The 15457-nt window shown below is 73.9% G+C and carries 13 protein-coding genes; 7 read left to right on the forward strand and 6 right to left on the reverse strand.

Annotated features, from left to right (window positions below):
• Positions 1-183: 183 nt before the first annotated feature.
• From ACZ4W5_RS18795 to ACZ4W5_RS18805, 3 genes are all read right to left on the reverse strand, one after another.
• Positions 184-1101, reverse strand: a complete 918-nt coding sequence (locus ACZ4W5_RS18795; RefSeq protein WP_465655615.1) for a peptidoglycan-binding domain-containing protein — start codon at positions 1099-1101, stop codon at positions 184-186.
• A gap of 56 nt (positions 1102-1157) precedes the next feature.
• On the reverse strand, positions 1158-1538 hold the full coding sequence (locus ACZ4W5_RS18800; protein ID WP_360243622.1) for a peptidoglycan-binding domain-containing protein: 381 nt from the start codon (positions 1536-1538) through the stop codon (positions 1158-1160).
• Positions 1539-1788: 250 nt separating this feature from the next.
• On the reverse strand, positions 1789-3564 hold the full coding sequence (locus tag ACZ4W5_RS18805) for a 2-isopropylmalate synthase (protein WP_465655616.1): 1776 nt from the start codon (positions 3562-3564) through the stop codon (positions 1789-1791).
• Positions 3565-3759: 195 nt separating this feature from the next.
• Between ACZ4W5_RS18805 and ACZ4W5_RS18810 the strand changes: the two genes are divergently transcribed.
• The 6 genes from ACZ4W5_RS18810 to ACZ4W5_RS18835 all read left to right on the forward strand — a co-directional run bounded on the left by ACZ4W5_RS18810 (position 3760) and on the right by ACZ4W5_RS18835 (position 10496).
• On the forward strand, positions 3760-4449 hold the full coding sequence (locus tag ACZ4W5_RS18810; RefSeq protein WP_465655683.1) for a FadR/GntR family transcriptional regulator: 690 nt from the start codon (positions 3760-3762) through the stop codon (positions 4447-4449).
• A gap of 504 nt (positions 4450-4953) precedes the next feature.
• Complete coding sequence (locus tag ACZ4W5_RS18815) at positions 4954-7797, forward strand: sensor histidine kinase (protein ID WP_465655618.1); 2844 nt, start codon at positions 4954-4956, stop codon at positions 7795-7797.
• Positions 7794-8240, forward strand: a complete 447-nt coding sequence (locus ACZ4W5_RS18820) for a roadblock/LC7 domain-containing protein (RefSeq protein ID WP_402478517.1) — start codon at positions 7794-7796, stop codon at positions 8238-8240. The genes ACZ4W5_RS18815 and ACZ4W5_RS18820 overlap by 4 nt, the downstream gene beginning before the upstream one ends.
• 104 nt (positions 8241-8344) lie before the next feature.
• Entirely contained in the window at positions 8345-8710 is a 366-nt protein-coding gene (locus ACZ4W5_RS18825) for a DUF742 domain-containing protein (RefSeq protein WP_360243681.1), read from the forward strand.
• A 3-nt stretch (positions 8711-8713) separates the two neighbouring features.
• Positions 8714-9325 (forward strand): GTP-binding protein, encoded by a 612-nt coding sequence (locus tag ACZ4W5_RS18830; protein ID WP_465655620.1) that lies wholly within the window; start codon positions 8714-8716, stop codon positions 9323-9325.
• Between the two features lie 37 nt (positions 9326-9362).
• Positions 9363-10496, forward strand: coding sequence for an FAD-dependent monooxygenase (locus tag ACZ4W5_RS18835; RefSeq protein ID WP_465655622.1), 1134 nt, complete (start codon positions 9363-9365; stop codon positions 10494-10496).
• A gap of 97 nt (positions 10497-10593) precedes the next feature.
• Here the strand turns inward: ACZ4W5_RS18835 and ACZ4W5_RS18840 are convergent, their stop codons facing one another.
• Together ACZ4W5_RS18840 and ACZ4W5_RS18845 are read right to left on the reverse strand one after the other, a co-directional pair.
• Positions 10594-11358: a serine hydrolase gene (locus tag ACZ4W5_RS18840; RefSeq protein WP_465655624.1), complete on the reverse strand. Its 765-nt coding sequence runs from the start codon at positions 11356-11358 to the stop codon at positions 10594-10596.
• Positions 11359-11444: 86 nt separating this feature from the next.
• Positions 11445-12152 (reverse strand): GbsR/MarR family transcriptional regulator, encoded by a 708-nt coding sequence (locus ACZ4W5_RS18845; protein WP_465655626.1) that lies wholly within the window; start codon positions 12150-12152, stop codon positions 11445-11447.
• 253 nt (positions 12153-12405) lie between these two features.
• On the opposite strand from ACZ4W5_RS18845, the gene ACZ4W5_RS18850 reads away from it, so the two are divergent.
• A complete protein-coding gene (locus tag ACZ4W5_RS18850) occupies positions 12406-13635 on the forward strand; it encodes a serine hydrolase domain-containing protein (RefSeq protein ID WP_465655627.1) in 1230 nt (409 codons plus the stop codon).
• Between the two features lie 92 nt (positions 13636-13727).
• On the opposite strand, the gene ACZ4W5_RS18855 is transcribed toward ACZ4W5_RS18850, so the two are convergent.
• Complete coding sequence (locus ACZ4W5_RS18855) at positions 13728-15380, reverse strand: hypothetical protein (RefSeq protein WP_465655629.1); 1653 nt, start codon at positions 15378-15380, stop codon at positions 13728-13730.
• Positions 15381-15457: the final 77 nt, after the last annotated feature.

Here is a 15457-nt window from a genome sequence, read left to right on the forward strand (position 1 = left end):
TTTTGGGGTGGGCGTGTAGGGGGGAAGTCCGACGCCGGCCCCCCCCCCCCCCCTTCCCTCCCCCCCCCCCCCGTCCCCCCCCCCCCCCCCCCCCCCCAACCACCCGCCCCCCCCCCCCCCCCCCCCCCCCCCCCCCCCCCCCCCCCCCGCAGGGTGCGCCGCTCAGGAAGCGCTCCGCGGGCGTCAGTTCATGAAGGTGACGTCCCAGTGGCTGCCCTCGTTGGCGTAGATGTTGCCGGAGGGGGCGGTCCACAGGTCGGCGCCGTCGCCGCGGGTGCCGCTGTGCGAGAAGTTGCCGTGGATGTAGTTGGTGATGCAGCTCGTCATGCCGAAGTCCAGCTTGTAGCCGGTGCCGTGGCTGTAGGTGCCGCTGGCGTGGCCGGTCTCGGTGCCACCGGTGATGTTCAGCGCGCAGTTGCTGGCGTGCTTGAAGTTGACGGCGCCGTCGGCCGAGGCGCGGCGCAGGCCGTCGAAGGAGGTGCAGCTGCTGTTGGTGCGGTCCGAGCAGTTGCCCGAGGAGGACCAGGTGATGCCGGCGGCCGAGAACATCGAGGCGACCTGCGACTGGGTCAGCTTGTCACCGCTACCGCCGCCGGAGCCGCCGGTGCTGCCGCCACCGCCGAGCAGGGCGGCCCAGGTCGCCGGGCCGGCGATGCCGTCGACCGGGTTGAGGCCGGCGGACTGCTGGAAGCTGCGGACCTTGCTGTCGGTGCCGGAGCCGAAGGCGCCGTCGACGTTGAGGCCGGCGCCGTGGGCGTTCAGCTGGACCTGGAGGGCCTTGACGGCGTCGCCGTTGTCGCCGTTGCGGACGGTGACGATCAGCTTGGACCAGGTGTCGCCGCCGACGATGCCGTCGACCGGGCTCAGGCCGTTGGCGCTCTGGAAGCTCTTGACCTTGTCCTCGGTGCCGGGGCCGAAGGCGCCGTCGACGCCGGTCGCGAAGCCGCGGGCGGACAGCAGGTACTGGACGGTGGTGACGTTGTCACCGTGGTCACCGTTGCGGACCAGGGGCCAGCTCGCGGCCTGGGCGGCCGGAGCGACGAGCACGGCCGCGACCAGCGCGGCGAACATCGCGGCGATGATGGCCGGGATGCGCTTCATTGACGAATTCCTCACTGAGTGTGGGAGGGAAGGGGAAGCGGAGTGGGGCCGGCCCGTCAGGTGGGCATGTTCTCCCAGCAGGTGTTGCCCCAGTCGTGCTCGTTGTGGACGATGATCTCCATCATCGCGGAGCCGGTGTTGTGGCCGACGATGCCGTCGACGTCGAGCGACCAGCCCGCCTTGGCGGTGTTCGTCCGCTGGAACTGCATCACGGCGTCCTTGGTGTGCTGGCCGAAGATGCCGTCAACCTTGAGGCCGGCGTGCACGTTCGAGTCGTTCAGCGCCATCTGGACGCACTTGACGCCGATCCCGGTGTCGTACATGGAGATGTCGCCGGCTGTGGAGCTGGCGCTGGCCGTACCGCCCAGCGCGACGAACGCGAGTCCTGCGGAGGCCGCGACCACTGCGGCGCGCTTGAACGAGGATGGCTTGAACACTGGTGGGGTCTCCCGGGGTGGGGTGTGCAGGCCGTGACCGGCCGCTTTCGACCCGACCGACGCTAGGAGCCGCTGACGGCGTCCCGCTAGCGCTTCCCCGTCCCTGGGACGCCGCCCGCCCCGGGAACCGCCTGCGGCCCGGGCTCCCCGGGCGTCCCAGGGATGCTCCGCACGGCAACGGGCCACCGCCGGGACGGCGGTGGGCCGTGACGGCCTCAGCCGTCAGCCCTCAGCCCTCAGCTGCCGGCCCTCAGCTGCCGGCCGCCGAGGGCGGCACGACGGCCATCGCCGTGCCGCGGGCAGGACGGGGGGCCGTGCCGGGGACGGCGCCTGCGGACACCCCGCGGTCGGCGGCACTCAGCACCGCCCGTACCCCGGCCGTGAGCACCGAGGCGTCGCGTCCGACACCCCAGCAGACCGCGCCGTCGCCCGCCCGCGCCTCGACGTAGGCGATCGCGTCCGGGCTGCCCCCGACCTTGTGCTCGGTGAAGGAGAGCACCTCCACCCCCACCGCGTCCGCGACGGCGTCCACCGGCCCGGCGCCGCTGCCCGGGCGGCCGTCCACCTCGGCCCGGCCGCCGTCGACCCACCAGGTGCGGGCGGCGCCCGCGTCCAGGTACTCGGCCCGGAACAGCGCGTACAGCTCCTCGCCGGTCACCTCCCGCCCGCTGTCGTCGGTGGCCTCCTGGACGACCCGGGCGAACTCGATCTGCAGCCGCCGGGGCAGTTCCAACCCGGCGGCGCTCTGCAGCAGGTAGGCGATGCCGCCCTTGCCGGACTGGCTGTTGACCCGGATCACCGCCTCGTAGTCGCGCCCGAGGTCGGCCGGGTCGATCGGCAGGTACGGCACCGACCAGGGCGCCTCCCGTTCGGGCAGGCCGAGTTCGGCGGCGGTCCGCGCGTGCCGGGCGAAGCCCTTCTTGATGGCGTCCTGGTGGGTGCCGGAGAAGGCGGTGTGCACCAGGTCCCCCGCGTAGGGGTGGCGCTCGTGCACGGGCAGCCGGTTGCAGTGCTCGACGGTGCGCCGGATCGTGTCGATGTCGGAGAGGTCGAGCATCGGGTCCACGCCCTGGGTGTGCAGGTTGAGCGCCAGGGTGACCAGGTCGACGTTGCCGGTGCGCTCGCCGTTGCCGAACAGGCAGCCCTCGACCCGCTGGGCGCCGGCCAGCACGGCCAGTTCGGCGCAGGCGACGCCGGTGCCCCGGTCGTTGTGGGGATGGACGGAGAGGATGACGGAGTCGCGCCGGGCCAGGTGGCGGTCGACGTACTCGATCTGGTCGGCGTAGACGTTGGGGGTGGCGATCTCGACGGTGGCCGGCAGGTTGTGGACCACGGGCCGGTCGGGGCTCGCGTCCCACAGCTCGGTCAGGCCGTTGCAGACCTCCAGCACGTAGTCCGGTTCGGTCAGGTTGAACACCTCGGGCGAGAACTGGAACCGCAGGCCGTCCCGGCCCTCGCCGAGCCGGGCCATCCGCTCGGCGGCCGCGGTGATCAGCGCCCGCAGCTCGGCCCGGTCCTTGCCGAGGACGACGTCCCGCCACAGCGGCGCGGTGGCGGTGTAGAGGTGGACGACGACGCGCGGCAGGCCCTGGACGGCCTCGAAGGTGCGGTCGATCAGGTCGGCCCGGGCGGCGGTGAAGACGACCACGGTGACGTCCTCCGGCACCGCCCCGGGCGTCTCGGCGAGCCGGCGCACGAACTCGAAGTCGGTGCGGCTGGCGGAGGGGTAGCCGACCTCGATCTCCTTGAAGCCCATGGCCAGGAAGAGGTCGAACATCCGCTGCTTGCGCGCCGGGTCCATCGGTTCGGCGAGCGCCTGGTTGCCGTCGCGCAGGTCGACGGGCACCCAGAGCGGGGCCCGCTCGATCCGGCGGCCGGGCCAGCGGCGCAGCAGGGCGGGCACCTGGACCCGCTCGTGGGCGGGGCGGTAGCGGTGGGAGGGCATGGCGCCGCCGCGCTGGGGGTTCCAGGCGGGGGCGTCGGCCGGGGTGGGGCCGGCGGGGGCGTGCAGGGTCGGGAATCGCATCGGGTGTCCTCGGGGGTCCTCGACTCGGGTGCCGGAACCGGGCTGGTTCCGGAGACCGGCAGGACGGCGCCCCGCAGCGGGGTGCCGGTCAGGTCACGCCCCGCTGCGGCCACCAAGAAGGAGAGCGCTCCACGGCTGCATGCCGGGTAGAGTAACCATGACCGAAGTCCTCAGACAACCTGACAGGTGACGACGATGCCCCCGCTCCGCCCCTCCCACCTCGCCGCCCAGGCCGCCGAACTGATCGAGCGGCGGATCCGGTCGGGCGAGTGGCCGGTGGGCGGCCGGCTGCCCGGCGAGGTCGCGCTCGCCAAGGAGCTGGGCGTCGGCCGCTCCACCGTCCGGGAGGCGCTGCGCACCCTCGCCGCGGCCGGGATGGTGCACGCCCGCCAGGGCGCCGGGGTGTTCGTGACGGCCGACCGCCCGACCGCCGGGGACTGGGCCACCCGGCTGCGCGCCGCCGAGCTGGCACACGTCTACGAGGTGCGGACGATGGTCGAGGTGCAGGCCGCCCGGCTGGCCGCCGAGCGCCGTACGGAGACCGACCTGGCCGCCGTGGACGCCGCGCTGGCCGCTCGCCTGGCGGCCGGCGGGGCGGACGACACGGTCTTCGTGGACGCCGACATCGCGCTGCACACGGCGATCGTGGCCGCCGCCCACAACCCCGTCCTGGACGACCTCTTCGCCCAGTTCGCGCCGGTGCTGCGGGAGCACCTGGTGGCCCTGGTCGGGCTGTTCGGGCTGCGCGAGGGGGATCCGAACCAGGGGTACGACTCGCACGCGGAGCTGGTACGGGCGCTGCACGAGGGCGATCCGGCGGCGGCCGGGCGGGTGCTGGCGGCGGAGCTGGAGTCGACGCGCTCGCGGCTGCTCAGCCCGCGCTGAACCCACGGGCGGGCGGCCCCCGTTGAACCCACCGGCGAGTGGTCCCCGTTGAACCCACCGGCGGGCGGCACCCGCCGAGGCCACCAGCGGGCGCAGGCAGCCTTCCGGAGCGTGCGTCACACAGTTTTCACACCGCGGCCACCCAACGGCTCCGACTGCGGGCGACACTGTGTCAGGCAGGAGCAAACCCGGCTGCTTCGGGCACAAACAGTCAACGCGGGGGCGACATTGTGTCCAGCTGGTGCACAAGCACCGCGTAGGTGGCGCACGGGCTTTCACTCCAATCACACGATATGACTAGTATCGCTTCGTCAGAAGCCCGTGCCCGGACGGCCTGCCCCTCACCGGTCGGCCGCCAGCCCCAAGGAGTCTGCTCTGCGCGCGCGTGCGAATCGGCGGCCCCCGACGCCGAAGGCCCCCCGCAGGCGTCCACGCCTGTCCCTGCGGACTGCCCTGCTCGTCCTGGCCGTCGTCCCCAGCCTGGCCCTGGTCGCCCTCTGGGCGGTGACCAGCGGTGAGACCGTCTTCGACTTCCAGCGCCAGGCCGCCCAGGGCATGCTCGCCCAGAAGGCCGGCCAGCCGTCCAACATCGTCTACTACAACCTCCAGGAGGAACGCCGGCTCAGCGCCGAGGCGCTCGCCCGGCCCGGCGGCAACGCCGACCAGCTGCGCCACCAGCGGCAGCTGACCGACGACGCGGTGCGCCAGTTCCAGGCGCTGTCCGGCGAGACCGCCGACAACGCCCCCGACGACGTCCGCAGCGCCGTCGCCGAAGCCCGGCAGGCCATGGGCAAACTGGCCGAGGAACGGACCGCCGTCGACAAGGGCACCGTCGACCAGCAGGCCGTCTTCACCTACTACACCGATCTCATCGCCGTCGACCTGCGGCTGTTCACCGCGCTCAGCCACGTCGACGCGGGCGAGGTCACCTGGGTGTCCAAGACCCTGGTCAACTCCTTCTGGGCCAAGGAGATGCTGGCCCGCGAGGATGCCGTCCTGGCCCGCGGCTGGCCCACCGGCCGGCTCAGCACCGCCGACTACCAGCAGGTCCAGCAGCTGATCGGCGCCCAGGACCACCTGTTCACCGTCCAGGTCGTCCCGTACGTCCCGGACGGCGAGGCCGCCGCCTGGCACGACCTGATGAACAGCCCCGCCTGGCAGGCCAAGACCGCCGTCGAGCAGCAGCTCACCCGGCCCACCGCCGCCGAGTCCAACGGCACCGTCAGACTGCCCGCCGCCCAGGACCAGTGGCGCCAGGCCGTCGACCAGCTCAACCCCCAGCTGGTCAAGGCCATCGAGGCCCGCACCGGCGCCATCGTCGAGGTCGGCAAGGGCACCATCCTCGGCCTGCTCACCCGCGTCGTGCTGACCGCCGTGATCGGCCTGATCACCGTCGTCGCCGTGGTCATCGCCTCCTGGCGGCTCAGCCGCTCGCTGCGCCGCCGCATCAAGGAACTCCACACCCAGGCCGAGGAGATGGAGCGCACCCTGCCCGAGGTGGTCGACCGCCTCGGCCGCGGCGAACAGGTCGACACCGAGGCCGCGAGCCGCGCCGTCACCACCGGCGAGCACGGCAACGGCACCGACGAACTCGCCCGCCTCGGCCAGGCCCTCAACCTGGCCCGTTCCGCCGCCCTGGAGGCCGCCGTCCGGCAGGCCGACCAGCACCGGGGCTTCGAGCGGCTGCTCCAGCGCATCGCCCGCCGCACCCAGCTGCTGATCGGCCGCCAGCTGCGCAAGCTCGACGAACTGGAGCGCAAGCACGAGGACCCGGAGGTCCTGGAGGGCCTGTTCGACCTCGACCACCTCACCGCCCGCCTGCGCCGCTACGAGGAGAACCTCGTCATCATGGCCGGCGGCCAGCCCCAGCGGCGCTGGCGCAAGCCCGTCCCGCTGCTGGACGTGCTGCGCTCCGCCCAGGGCGAGGTGCAGGACTACCGGCGGATCATGATCGACGTCGAGGGCCACCCCTGGCTCTCCGAGCGGGCCGTCGGGCCGGTCGCCCACGTGCTCGCCGAGCTGATGGAGAACGCCACCACCTTCTCCAAGCCGCCCACCCCGGTCGAGGTCCGGGCCGCCATGGTCGGCCGCGGCCTCGCGGTCGAGATCGAGGACCGCGGCCTCGGCATGGACCCGGAACAGTACGACGCGGCCAACGAGCTGATGAGCCGCCCGCCGCGCACCGACGTGCTCGCCCGGGCCGACGACATCCGGCTCGGCTTCCACGTCGTCGCCCGGCTCGCCTCGCTCACCGGGCTCAAGATCGAGTTCCGGCCGTCCGCCTTCGGCGGCACCAGGGTGGTCGTGCTCGTCCCGGACGAGCTGGTCATCGACGGCGACGCCGGGCTCCCGGACGCCGCCCCCGTCGAGCCCATCCCGCTGGTCCGGCGCTCCCGCCGGGCGGTGCGCTCCGCCTCCGACGAGGCGGCGCAGCCGGCCGTCGCGGTCGGGCCGCCGGTCGCACCGGTGGACTCCTTCGGGCCGCTGCCGGGCGGGGTCGGCGTCGGGGTCGGGGCCGGCGCGCCCGTCGGGGTCGGCGTCGGCGTGCCCGTCGGGACCGTCGCTCCGGCACAGTGCGTCGCCCCGGCCTTCCAGGAGCCGGGGCCGCTGGAATCCCCGTTCCCGGAACCGCCATTCCCGGCGCAGCTCCACCAGCTGCCGCAGCAGCAGCCACACGAGCAGCCGCAGGAGCAGCCGCAGCCGCCGCACGAGCAGCCGATCCAGCACAGCTCCCCCGTCGACCCGGCGCCGGCCTACGCCGCCGCCCCGGCCGGGGCGCAGCCCGCCACCGGCACCACCCCCGCGCCGGAGGCCCCCGCCTACCCGGACATCGCCTACGCCCGGGTCACCGAGGCCGAGGCCCCGTACGCCGACGAGCAGTACCGCCCGGCCGACCACTACCGGCTGGCCGAGCGGCGCCGGCACCGCGAGTACCCCTCCGCCGTGCCGGTGAGCCAGGTCGAGGGCGGACAGCCGCCGCTGCCCCAGCGCGTCCGCCAGGCCAGCCTGGCCGCCGAGCTGCGGGTGCCCCCGCCGGCCCGGCAGGAGTGGGTCGACCCGGCCGCCGGGCAGCCCGCCGGCGCCCCGCCCCACCAGGCGGACCGGCCCGGCCCGGCGGAGCGCGCCGAACGGCCCGTCCGCCGCTCCGGCGCCGCCATCGGCGCCTTCCAGCGGCAGTCCCGCGCCGCCCGCGCCCAGGACAGCGGCGAGCACCCGCTGCCCGCCCGCCCCACCCCGCCGGCTCCTCCCGCCCTGCCCGCCGGTCCCCCCGCCCCCGCGTCGGCGCCCTCCCCCTGGGCCCTGCCGGCCGCGGAACCCCGAACCACACGAACGGATGACCAGTCATGAACCGCACGATCGCCACCCACCAGGACCTGGACTGGCTGCTGGACGGACTCGTCGACTCGGTGCCCGGGACCCGCAACGCCGTCCTGCTCTCCGACGACGGCCTCGTGGTCAGCCACTCCCGCACCATCGAGCGCGCCGACGCCGAGCGCCTCGCCGCCGTGGCCACCGGTCAGCAGTCGCTCGCCCGGGGCGTCGGCCAGCTCTTCGACGGCGGGCCGGTGCACCAGGTGATCGTCGAACTCGCCGAGTGCTGGCTGTTCGTCATCGCCGCCGCCCAGGGCACCCACCTGGCCGTGGTCGCCTCCCAGGAGGTCGACGCCGAGGTGATGTCCGTCGCCATGCACACCCTGGTGCAGCAGGTCGGCCAGAAGCTCACCACCCCGGCCCGAGCCGAGGGCGCCCCCGCGTCCTTCGACGTCTTCGCCTCCCGGAACCGGGGCTGACCGTGGTGGGGCCGCACACCGGCGAGGAGGACCCGCGGGCCCGCGGCCGGACGCCGCACTGGAGCGAACTGGAGGAGCCGTACGCCGAGGACGAGACCGGCGTCATGGTCCGCCCGTACACCATCACCCGCGGCCGGACCGCGCCCGAGCGCGACGACCTCACCCTGATCACCGTGCTCACCACCGCCGAGGAGGAGGCCGACGCGGCCCTGGCGCGGGGCAGCCGCGCCGGTGCCCGCGGCCTCCAGCCCGAGCACCGGCTGATCCTCGACCGCTGCCGGCGCCCGGCCGCCGTCGCCGAGGTCGCGGCCGGCCTGGACCTCCCGGTCTCGGTCACCAAGATCCTGCTGGGCGACCTCGTCGCCCAGGGCCTGCTGAAGGCCCGGGCGCCCCTCTCGGTCGCCCGTGCCGCCGGGGGCGTGGACCTCGGCCTGCTCACGGCCGTACGCGAAGGACTCCGGAGACTCTGAACGATGGCAACACCCCACTCCCCCGCACCCGTTGCCGCCCCCGGCGCCGCACCCGCCGCGGCCCCCGCCGCGGTCAAGATCCTGATCGCGGGCGGCTTCGGCGTCGGCAAGACCACCCTGGTCGGCTCGGTCAGCGAGGTCACCCCGCTGCGCACCGAGGAGTACCTGACCACGGCCAGCGTCGGCGTCGACGACCTGGCCGGCGTCGACCAGAAGGACACCACCACCGTCGCCCTCGACTTCGGCCGGATCACCGTCAGCCCCGAGCTGGTGGTCTACCTGTTCGGCACGCCCGGGCAGGAACGCTTCTGGTTCATGTGGAACGACCTGGTCAACGGCGCCCTCGGCGGCATCGTGATCGCCGACACCCGGCGGCTCGACACCAGCTTCGCCTCGATCGACTTCTTCGAGAGCCGCGGCATCCCGTTCGTGGTCGCCATCAACTGCTTCCACAACCACAACACCCGTACCCCGGAGGAGATCCGGGCCGCCCTCGACCTCGACCCGCAGGTCCCGATGCTGATCGGCAACGTGCGCGAGCGCGGCTTCGGCCGCGACCTGCTGCTCGCCCTGGTCGACCACCTGATGGACCTCGCCGCCACCCCCGTCGGCTGAGCGCCCGCCCGAGCCCCGTCCTTTGGAGCACCCCTTCATGACCACACCCCTGCGCGTCCTCGTCCACGGCGGCGGCATCGGCGGCCTCACCCTCGCCACCGCCCTCGCCCGGCGCGGCCACCACGTCGACGTCGCCGAACTGCGCGACGAGCTGGAGGCCCTGGGCGTCGGCATCATCCAGCCGTCCAACGCCCTGCACGTGATGCGCGAGATCGGCGTGCTCGACGAGTGCCTCGCCGCCGGCTTCGAATGGGAGGTGCTGACCATCTGCGACCCGGCCGGCACCACCCTCGCCCAGATCCCCCAGCCCCGGATGGGCGACGCCCCCTCCAACAACGGCATACCGCGCCCCGCCCTGGCCCGGGTGCTGGCCGCCGCCGCCACCTCGGCCGGCGCCGGCCTCCGCTTCGGGACCACGGTCTCGGAGCTCACCGACGACGGCACCGGGGTCGAGGCCACCCTCACCGACGGCCACCACGACCGCTACGACCTGGTCGTCGGCTTCGACGGCATCGGCTCCCCGCTGCGCAGGCGGCTGTACGGGGACGCGTACGCCCCCGAGTACACCGGCTTCGCCAACTGGCGCGTCACCCTGCCCCGTTCGCCCGAGGTGAAGGGCGTGGTGATGTCCACCGGGAACCTCGCCGCCAAGGCGCTGCTCACCCCGATCAGCGAGGAACTGATGTACCTGGGCTCGGTGTTCGCCGAGGCCGAGGACTTCCGCCCGGACCCCGAGCGCGCCCACGAGCAGCTCCGGGAGCGGCTGGCAGGCTTCGGCGGCCCCATCGCCGAGGCCCTCGCCCAGGTCACCGACCCGGCCGCCGTGGTCTACTCCCGGATCTCCCAGGTCACCGTCGAGGAGCCCTGGCACGTCGGCCGCGTCGTCCTCGCCGGCGACGCCGCCCACGCCTCCACCCCGCACCTCGCCCAGGGCGCCGCGATGGCCGTCGAGGACGCCCTGGTCCTCGCCGAGAGCCTCGACGCGGCGCCCGACGTCCCGGCCGCCCTCACCGCCTGGGAGGCCCGCCGCCGCCCGCGCGCCATGTGGGTCCAGTCGCTGTCCCGCGCCGTCCTCAAGCAGGAGACCGGCACCCCGACCACCCCGGAGGAGGACGAACTCCTCAAGATCGGCATCCCGGGCGCCGCCCACGTCCTCGTCCAGCCGTACTGAGTCCCAGCCCTCCTGAGTCCCAGCCCTCCTGAGCCGCTGCCTCCGGACCCCGCGCGGGTGTCGCGCCCGCGCGGGGTGCGCAGCAGGCTGGCGGTGCTCACGACCGGCGAGTGATCTCCTTGCGCCGCTGCCAGACCGCCCGGGAGATCCGGGCCAGCAGCCGGGCCGCCGGGTCGGTGCGGTCGCTGCCGTCCGCGAGCGGGCCGGTGTAGCAGACGGCGATCAGGTACGGCGGGCAGTCGTACGGGTGGACCAGGCCGACGCAGTGCCGGGCGCCGGGCACCCAGCCGTTCTTGAACGCGATCCGGGTGCCCGGCGGGATGCCGGCCGCGAGGTCGACCCGGAAGTCGTTGCGTTCCAGCAGCGCCAGCAACTCCGGCTCGTCGGCGAGCGAGTGCAGCAGGCGGACCAGATCGCGGGCGCTCACCCGGTTGTGCACGCCCGCCGCGCGCGCCGCGTAGTCCTCGATCCCGCGCGGGCTGGAGCTGCGGGTGGCCCCCGCCCGGCGCCACACCTCGGCGACCGTCCGCTGGTCGGTGCGGGCCAGGCAGAGGTTGGTGGCCAGGTTGGAGGAGTGGGTGATCATCCGCTCGGCCAGCAGCCGCAGCGGTACGTGGGTGCCCAGCAGTTCCCAGGGCAGCGGGTCGCTGTCCCAGTCGGGATCGTTGCCGAACTCCCCTCCCACCACGGACTCGAAGTGGTTCACCACCGGCACCTCGGCGTCGAGGTCCACCCCGCCGCGGGCCAGCGCCGCCAGTACCGCGACCTTCATCGTGCTCGCGGCGTCGTGCAGTTCGTCCGGCGCGCGCAGGAAGACCGGATCCGCGTCGCCCTCCCAGGGGGCCACCACCACAGACAGCATGGAGGAAGAGTAGGGGATATCCGCTCCGGAACCGGCGACCGCCGATACACGAACGCGACGCCCTCCAGGAACCTGAACTCCCGTTCCTACCGGGCCTCCCGCTCGCGCCAGCGGTCCAGCACCAGGTGCAGGGCCTCGCTCATGAGCAGCAGGAACTCCGCGGAGGAGTCGAAGCGGGCACCCGCCGGGGTGGCCGGGCCGAGGACCTCCACCCCGCGGCGCGTCGCCGCGATCAGTTCCTCGTTCATCCGCAGCGCGGCGAGGGCGGAGCGGAGCCAGATGTCGTCGCCCAGGACGTAGCGCTCGCGGCGTTCGCCGGGCGTGCGCTCGCGCCGGACCATCCCCTGCTGTTCGAGGAAGTTGACGGCGGAGGAGACGGAGGCCGGGCTGACCCGGAGGCGACGGACCAGCTCCGCGGCGGTGGCGGCACCGGAGTCGGCGACACACAGCCGGGCCAGTACGCGGGCCGCCATCCTGGGCAGCCCCTGCCGTTCGAGCAGCCCGGTGAAGAACTCCTCGAACTCCCGGAGCTGCCGGGGGTCGCGGCCGTGAGCGTCCTCGGGCGCCGCCGGCTCCGGTGGGCGCTCCTGCCTCCGGCGGCGCGCCCGGTCCCGCGTGGACTCCCGCGCCCGGTCGGCCCGGTAGCCCTCGGGCCCGCCGTTGCGGGTGACCTCCCGCAGGACGGTCGAGGCCGGGCGCCCGAGCCGTCGCCCGATCCCGGCGTAGCCGAGGCCTTCGGCCAGCCCGTCGGCGATGGTCCGGCGGTCCTCGTCGGTGAGCCTTCCTCCGGGCATCCGCTGCCGCTCCTTCCCCTCCGTCCGCGCACTCCGCGCGGTTCCGCTCCGCAGTATGCGTTCACCGCCAGACCATTGCAATGCCTACTTCGAGCGCCATTGCATTCAGCGTCACGATCATTGCAATGATGACCTCATATCCCAGCGATTACAGGGATCCTGGGCGCCCATCTTCGTTGACGATTTGCTGAACGCAATGTAGCTTCGACATCGTTCAGCAATCACCGAACACTCATGCAGGGGGAGATCCACCATGGTCAGGAGCAACAGCGGCTTCTCGGATGCGGGGCTGCGACGGGTGCACGACGTGCTGGCGCGCCACGTGGACTCCGGACGGATCCCGGGGGTCGTCGCCCTCGTGAGCCGGGGCGGGGAGACGCACGTCGAAGCGCTGGGAACGATGAGCCACGGCGGGGGCGCCCCGATGCGCCGGGACACGATCTTCCGGATGGCCTCGACGTCCAAGCCGGTCTCGGTGGCGGCCGCGATGGCCCTGCTCGACAACTGCGAGCTGCGGCTGGACGACCTGGTGGAGCAGTGGCTGCCGGAGCTCGCCGACCGGCGGGTGCTCAAGCGGATCGACGGACCGCTGGACGACACGGTCGCGGCCAAGCGGCCGATCACCGTGCGCGACGTGCTGACCAGCACCTTCGGGCTCGGCATGGATATGACCGCACTGGGCACGCCGATCATGAACGCGGTCTTCGAGCAGGGGCTCACGCCCGATCTGCCGGTGCCGATGCCCGAGCCCGACGAGTGGATGCGCCGCCTCGGCACGCTCCCGCTGATGCACCAGCCCGGCGAGAGCTGGCAGTACCACATCGCCAGCGACCTGCTCGGTGTGCTGGTTGCCCGGGTCACGGGCCGTCCGTTCGAGGAGGTGCTGCGCGAACGCATCTTCGACCCGCTGGGCATGTCGGACACCGGGTTCCACGTGCACGCCGACAAGCTCGACCGGCTGCCCCCGCTCTACGCCCCCGACCCGCAGAGCGGGGAGTTCACCGTCTGGGACGAGCCCGCGGACGGCCGCTGGAGCAAGCCTCCGGCGTTCCCGGGCGGCGGTGGCGGCCTGGCCTCCACCGTCGACGACTACCACGCCTACTTCCGGATGCTGCTGAACCACGGCACGCACGGGAGCGAGCGGGTGCTGTCCCGCCCGGCGGTCGGGCTGATGACCACCAACCGCCTCTCCCCCGAGCAGACCGCCGCCCGGACCGCCCTGGCCCGCGACAACGTCCACCTGTCGTACGGCCAGGGGCAGCACGGCGGTTGGGGCTTCGGGATGGCGGTGCGCACCTACCGCGGCGACTACGCGCCCGTCGGCCAGTTCGGCTGGGACGGCGGCAGCGGCACCTCGACGTACGCCGACCCGGAGTACGGGCTCGTCGGCATCCTCCTCACCCAGGTCGGGATGTCCGTACCGCACTCGGCGCGGCTGATCCACGACTTCTGGACGACGGTCTACCAGGCCGTCGAGGACTGACGCACCGGCACCGGCAGCGGTGCCCGCGCAAGCAGGAGGAGTGGGAAGTCGGACCCGCCGACTTCCCACTCCTCAACGCGTTCCGAGCGGGCTCAGCTGCCGCTGGGCCTGGTGGCCGGGAGGGTGGCCGAGCCGGTCAGCAGGGGCCATTCCTTGTGGAACGGCGGGAAGGGCAGGCTCTTCTCGAAGAGCGGGGTACCGAAGATCTTGAGGTGGGCGGTCAGCGCGCCGTTCAGGTCGACGCCGCCGACGAGGGCCCAACTGCCCTTCACCTCGGGCCCCTTGCCGGGCAGGTCGACGGCGAGGGAGCCGTCGGCCTTGGCGCTGAGGTAGGGGGCGACACCGGCCTGGACACCGACGGTGTCGTAGAGGCCGACGCTGGCCTCGACGCCGAGGGCGGCGCGGACGGACGCCTTGCCGTTGAGGCGGACGTGCACCGGGGACACCTTGGTGTCGGCGCTGGTGACCGGGGTCCAGCCCTTGCCGCCGGTGTAGTCGGCGCGCACGGCCCAGGTGCCGGTGGCGTCCTGCTCGGTCTCCAGGTGGACCTGGCCGTCGGCGCTGACCTCCAGGTAGCAGGTGAGGCCGAGGTTGACGACGACGGGCAGGCCGGCGACGGTCAGCACCGGGCTGGCCTGCAGCTTGGCGAAGGGGACCCGGATCGGGGCAGCGCCGGTGTTGCGGGCGACGTCGCCGGTGACCTTCCAGTGCGCCTGGGCGCCCAGGTCGAAGCCGATCGAGGCGGTGCGCGGGCTGGTGGCCTGCGCGCCGTGGTAGGCGAAGTGGACGGCCGGGTGCAGCTGGAGGGAGCCGGAGGCGTCCAGGCTCGCGCCCTCGGGCAGCGGGACGGGGGCCTTGACGTCGATCCCCAGAGTGCCGGAGGCGTCGGCCTGCACGCCGTTGCCGTCGATGCCGGCGGTGGCCTTGAGGTCCTTGACCAGCGGGGTCACCTTGATGCCGTGCACGTCGATCGGCACCTGGCCGTCCGCCTCGGTGCCGCCGAGGAGTTCGGCGAGGGTGGCGGGCCGGGTGGTGAGGTTGACGGTGTTGCCCGCGCCCGGGGTGGCGCCGGTGACGGCGACCAGGGCGCCCTGCGGGGCGGCGGCGGTGGGCGGGCTGGCGAGCAGCTGGCCGGGCTGCACGGCGGCGGCTGCGGCGGTCGCGGTGGCGGCGCCGCCGGCCGAGGGGGCCGCGCCCGCGCTCGGCGAAGCGGTCGGCGGGACGCCCGGCGCAACGCTCGGCGCAACGCTCGCCGATGCACTCGCCGATGCGCTCGGTGCAGCAGTCGACGATGCACCCGGCGTAGCGGTCGGTGAAGCGGCCGGCGCCGCCGTCGCGCCGGAGGAGGTGAGCACGGCCGTGCCCTTCCCCGGGTCGTACGCGGTGAGCTGGAGCGCCTTGGTCGCGGCCGTGACCGCGCCACCGTCCTTGCCGGGGTTGCCGATGGCGGCGTGCTGGTCGCCGGCCGGCGCCACCGTGACGTTGCCGGTCCCGCTGGTCTGGGTCGGACGGGCGGAGGCGGCGGCACCGGCCCGGGCGCGCGGCGCGTCGGAGCCGGGGGCGCCGCCCGCCGGGCTGCCCCCGGCGGTGGTGGCGCCGGTGTCGGCGGTGCCGGTGGCGGCGGCCGGTTGGACGGCGGCCTGCGGGGTACTGCCGGAGCCGGTGGGCCCGCATGCGGCCGTTCCGGCGAGGATGAGGGTGAGCAGGGCTGCGGGCGCGGCCCGGCCTATCGAGGGTTTGGACACGCGGCGTCATGTTACTGACGAGGAATAAGTTTGTCGAAGACAGGCCAACGGAATCCCCCGGCGCCCTGAAACCGCAG

Source organism: Kitasatospora sp. NPDC029367 (assembly GCF_055569135.1).

What these genes read in the sequence shown, in the direction of transcription:
- ACZ4W5_RS18820 (WP_402478517.1), top strand. Translation starts at nt 7,794, where the DNA reads ATGAACCGCACGATCGCCACCCACCAGGACCTGGACTGGCTGCTGGAC.
- ACZ4W5_RS18835 (WP_465655622.1), top strand. Translation starts at nt 9,363, where the DNA reads ATGACCACACCCCTGCGCGTCCTCGTCCACGGCGGCGGCATCGGCGGC.
- ACZ4W5_RS18795 (WP_465655615.1), bottom strand. Translation starts at nt 1,101, where the DNA reads ATGAAGCGCATCCCGGCCATCATCGCCGCGATGTTCGCCGCGCTGGTC.
- ACZ4W5_RS18850 (WP_465655627.1), top strand. Translation starts at nt 12,406, where the DNA reads ATGGTCAGGAGCAACAGCGGCTTCTCGGATGCGGGGCTGCGACGGGTG.
- ACZ4W5_RS18840 (WP_465655624.1), bottom strand. Translation starts at nt 11,358, where the DNA reads ATGCTGTCTGTGGTGGTGGCCCCCTGGGAGGGCGACGCGGATCCGGTC.
- ACZ4W5_RS18805 (WP_465655616.1), bottom strand. Translation starts at nt 3,564, where the DNA reads ATGCGATTCCCGACCCTGCACGCCCCCGCCGGCCCCACCCCGGCCGAC.
- ACZ4W5_RS18830 (WP_465655620.1), top strand. Translation starts at nt 8,714, where the DNA reads ATGGCAACACCCCACTCCCCCGCACCCGTTGCCGCCCCCGGCGCCGCA.
- ACZ4W5_RS18810 (WP_465655683.1), top strand. Translation starts at nt 3,760, where the DNA reads ATGCCCCCGCTCCGCCCCTCCCACCTCGCCGCCCAGGCCGCCGAACTG.
- ACZ4W5_RS18845 (WP_465655626.1), bottom strand. Translation starts at nt 12,152, where the DNA reads ATGCCCGGAGGAAGGCTCACCGACGAGGACCGCCGGACCATCGCCGAC.
- ACZ4W5_RS18825 (WP_360243681.1), top strand. Translation starts at nt 8,345, where the DNA reads ATGGTCCGCCCGTACACCATCACCCGCGGCCGGACCGCGCCCGAGCGC.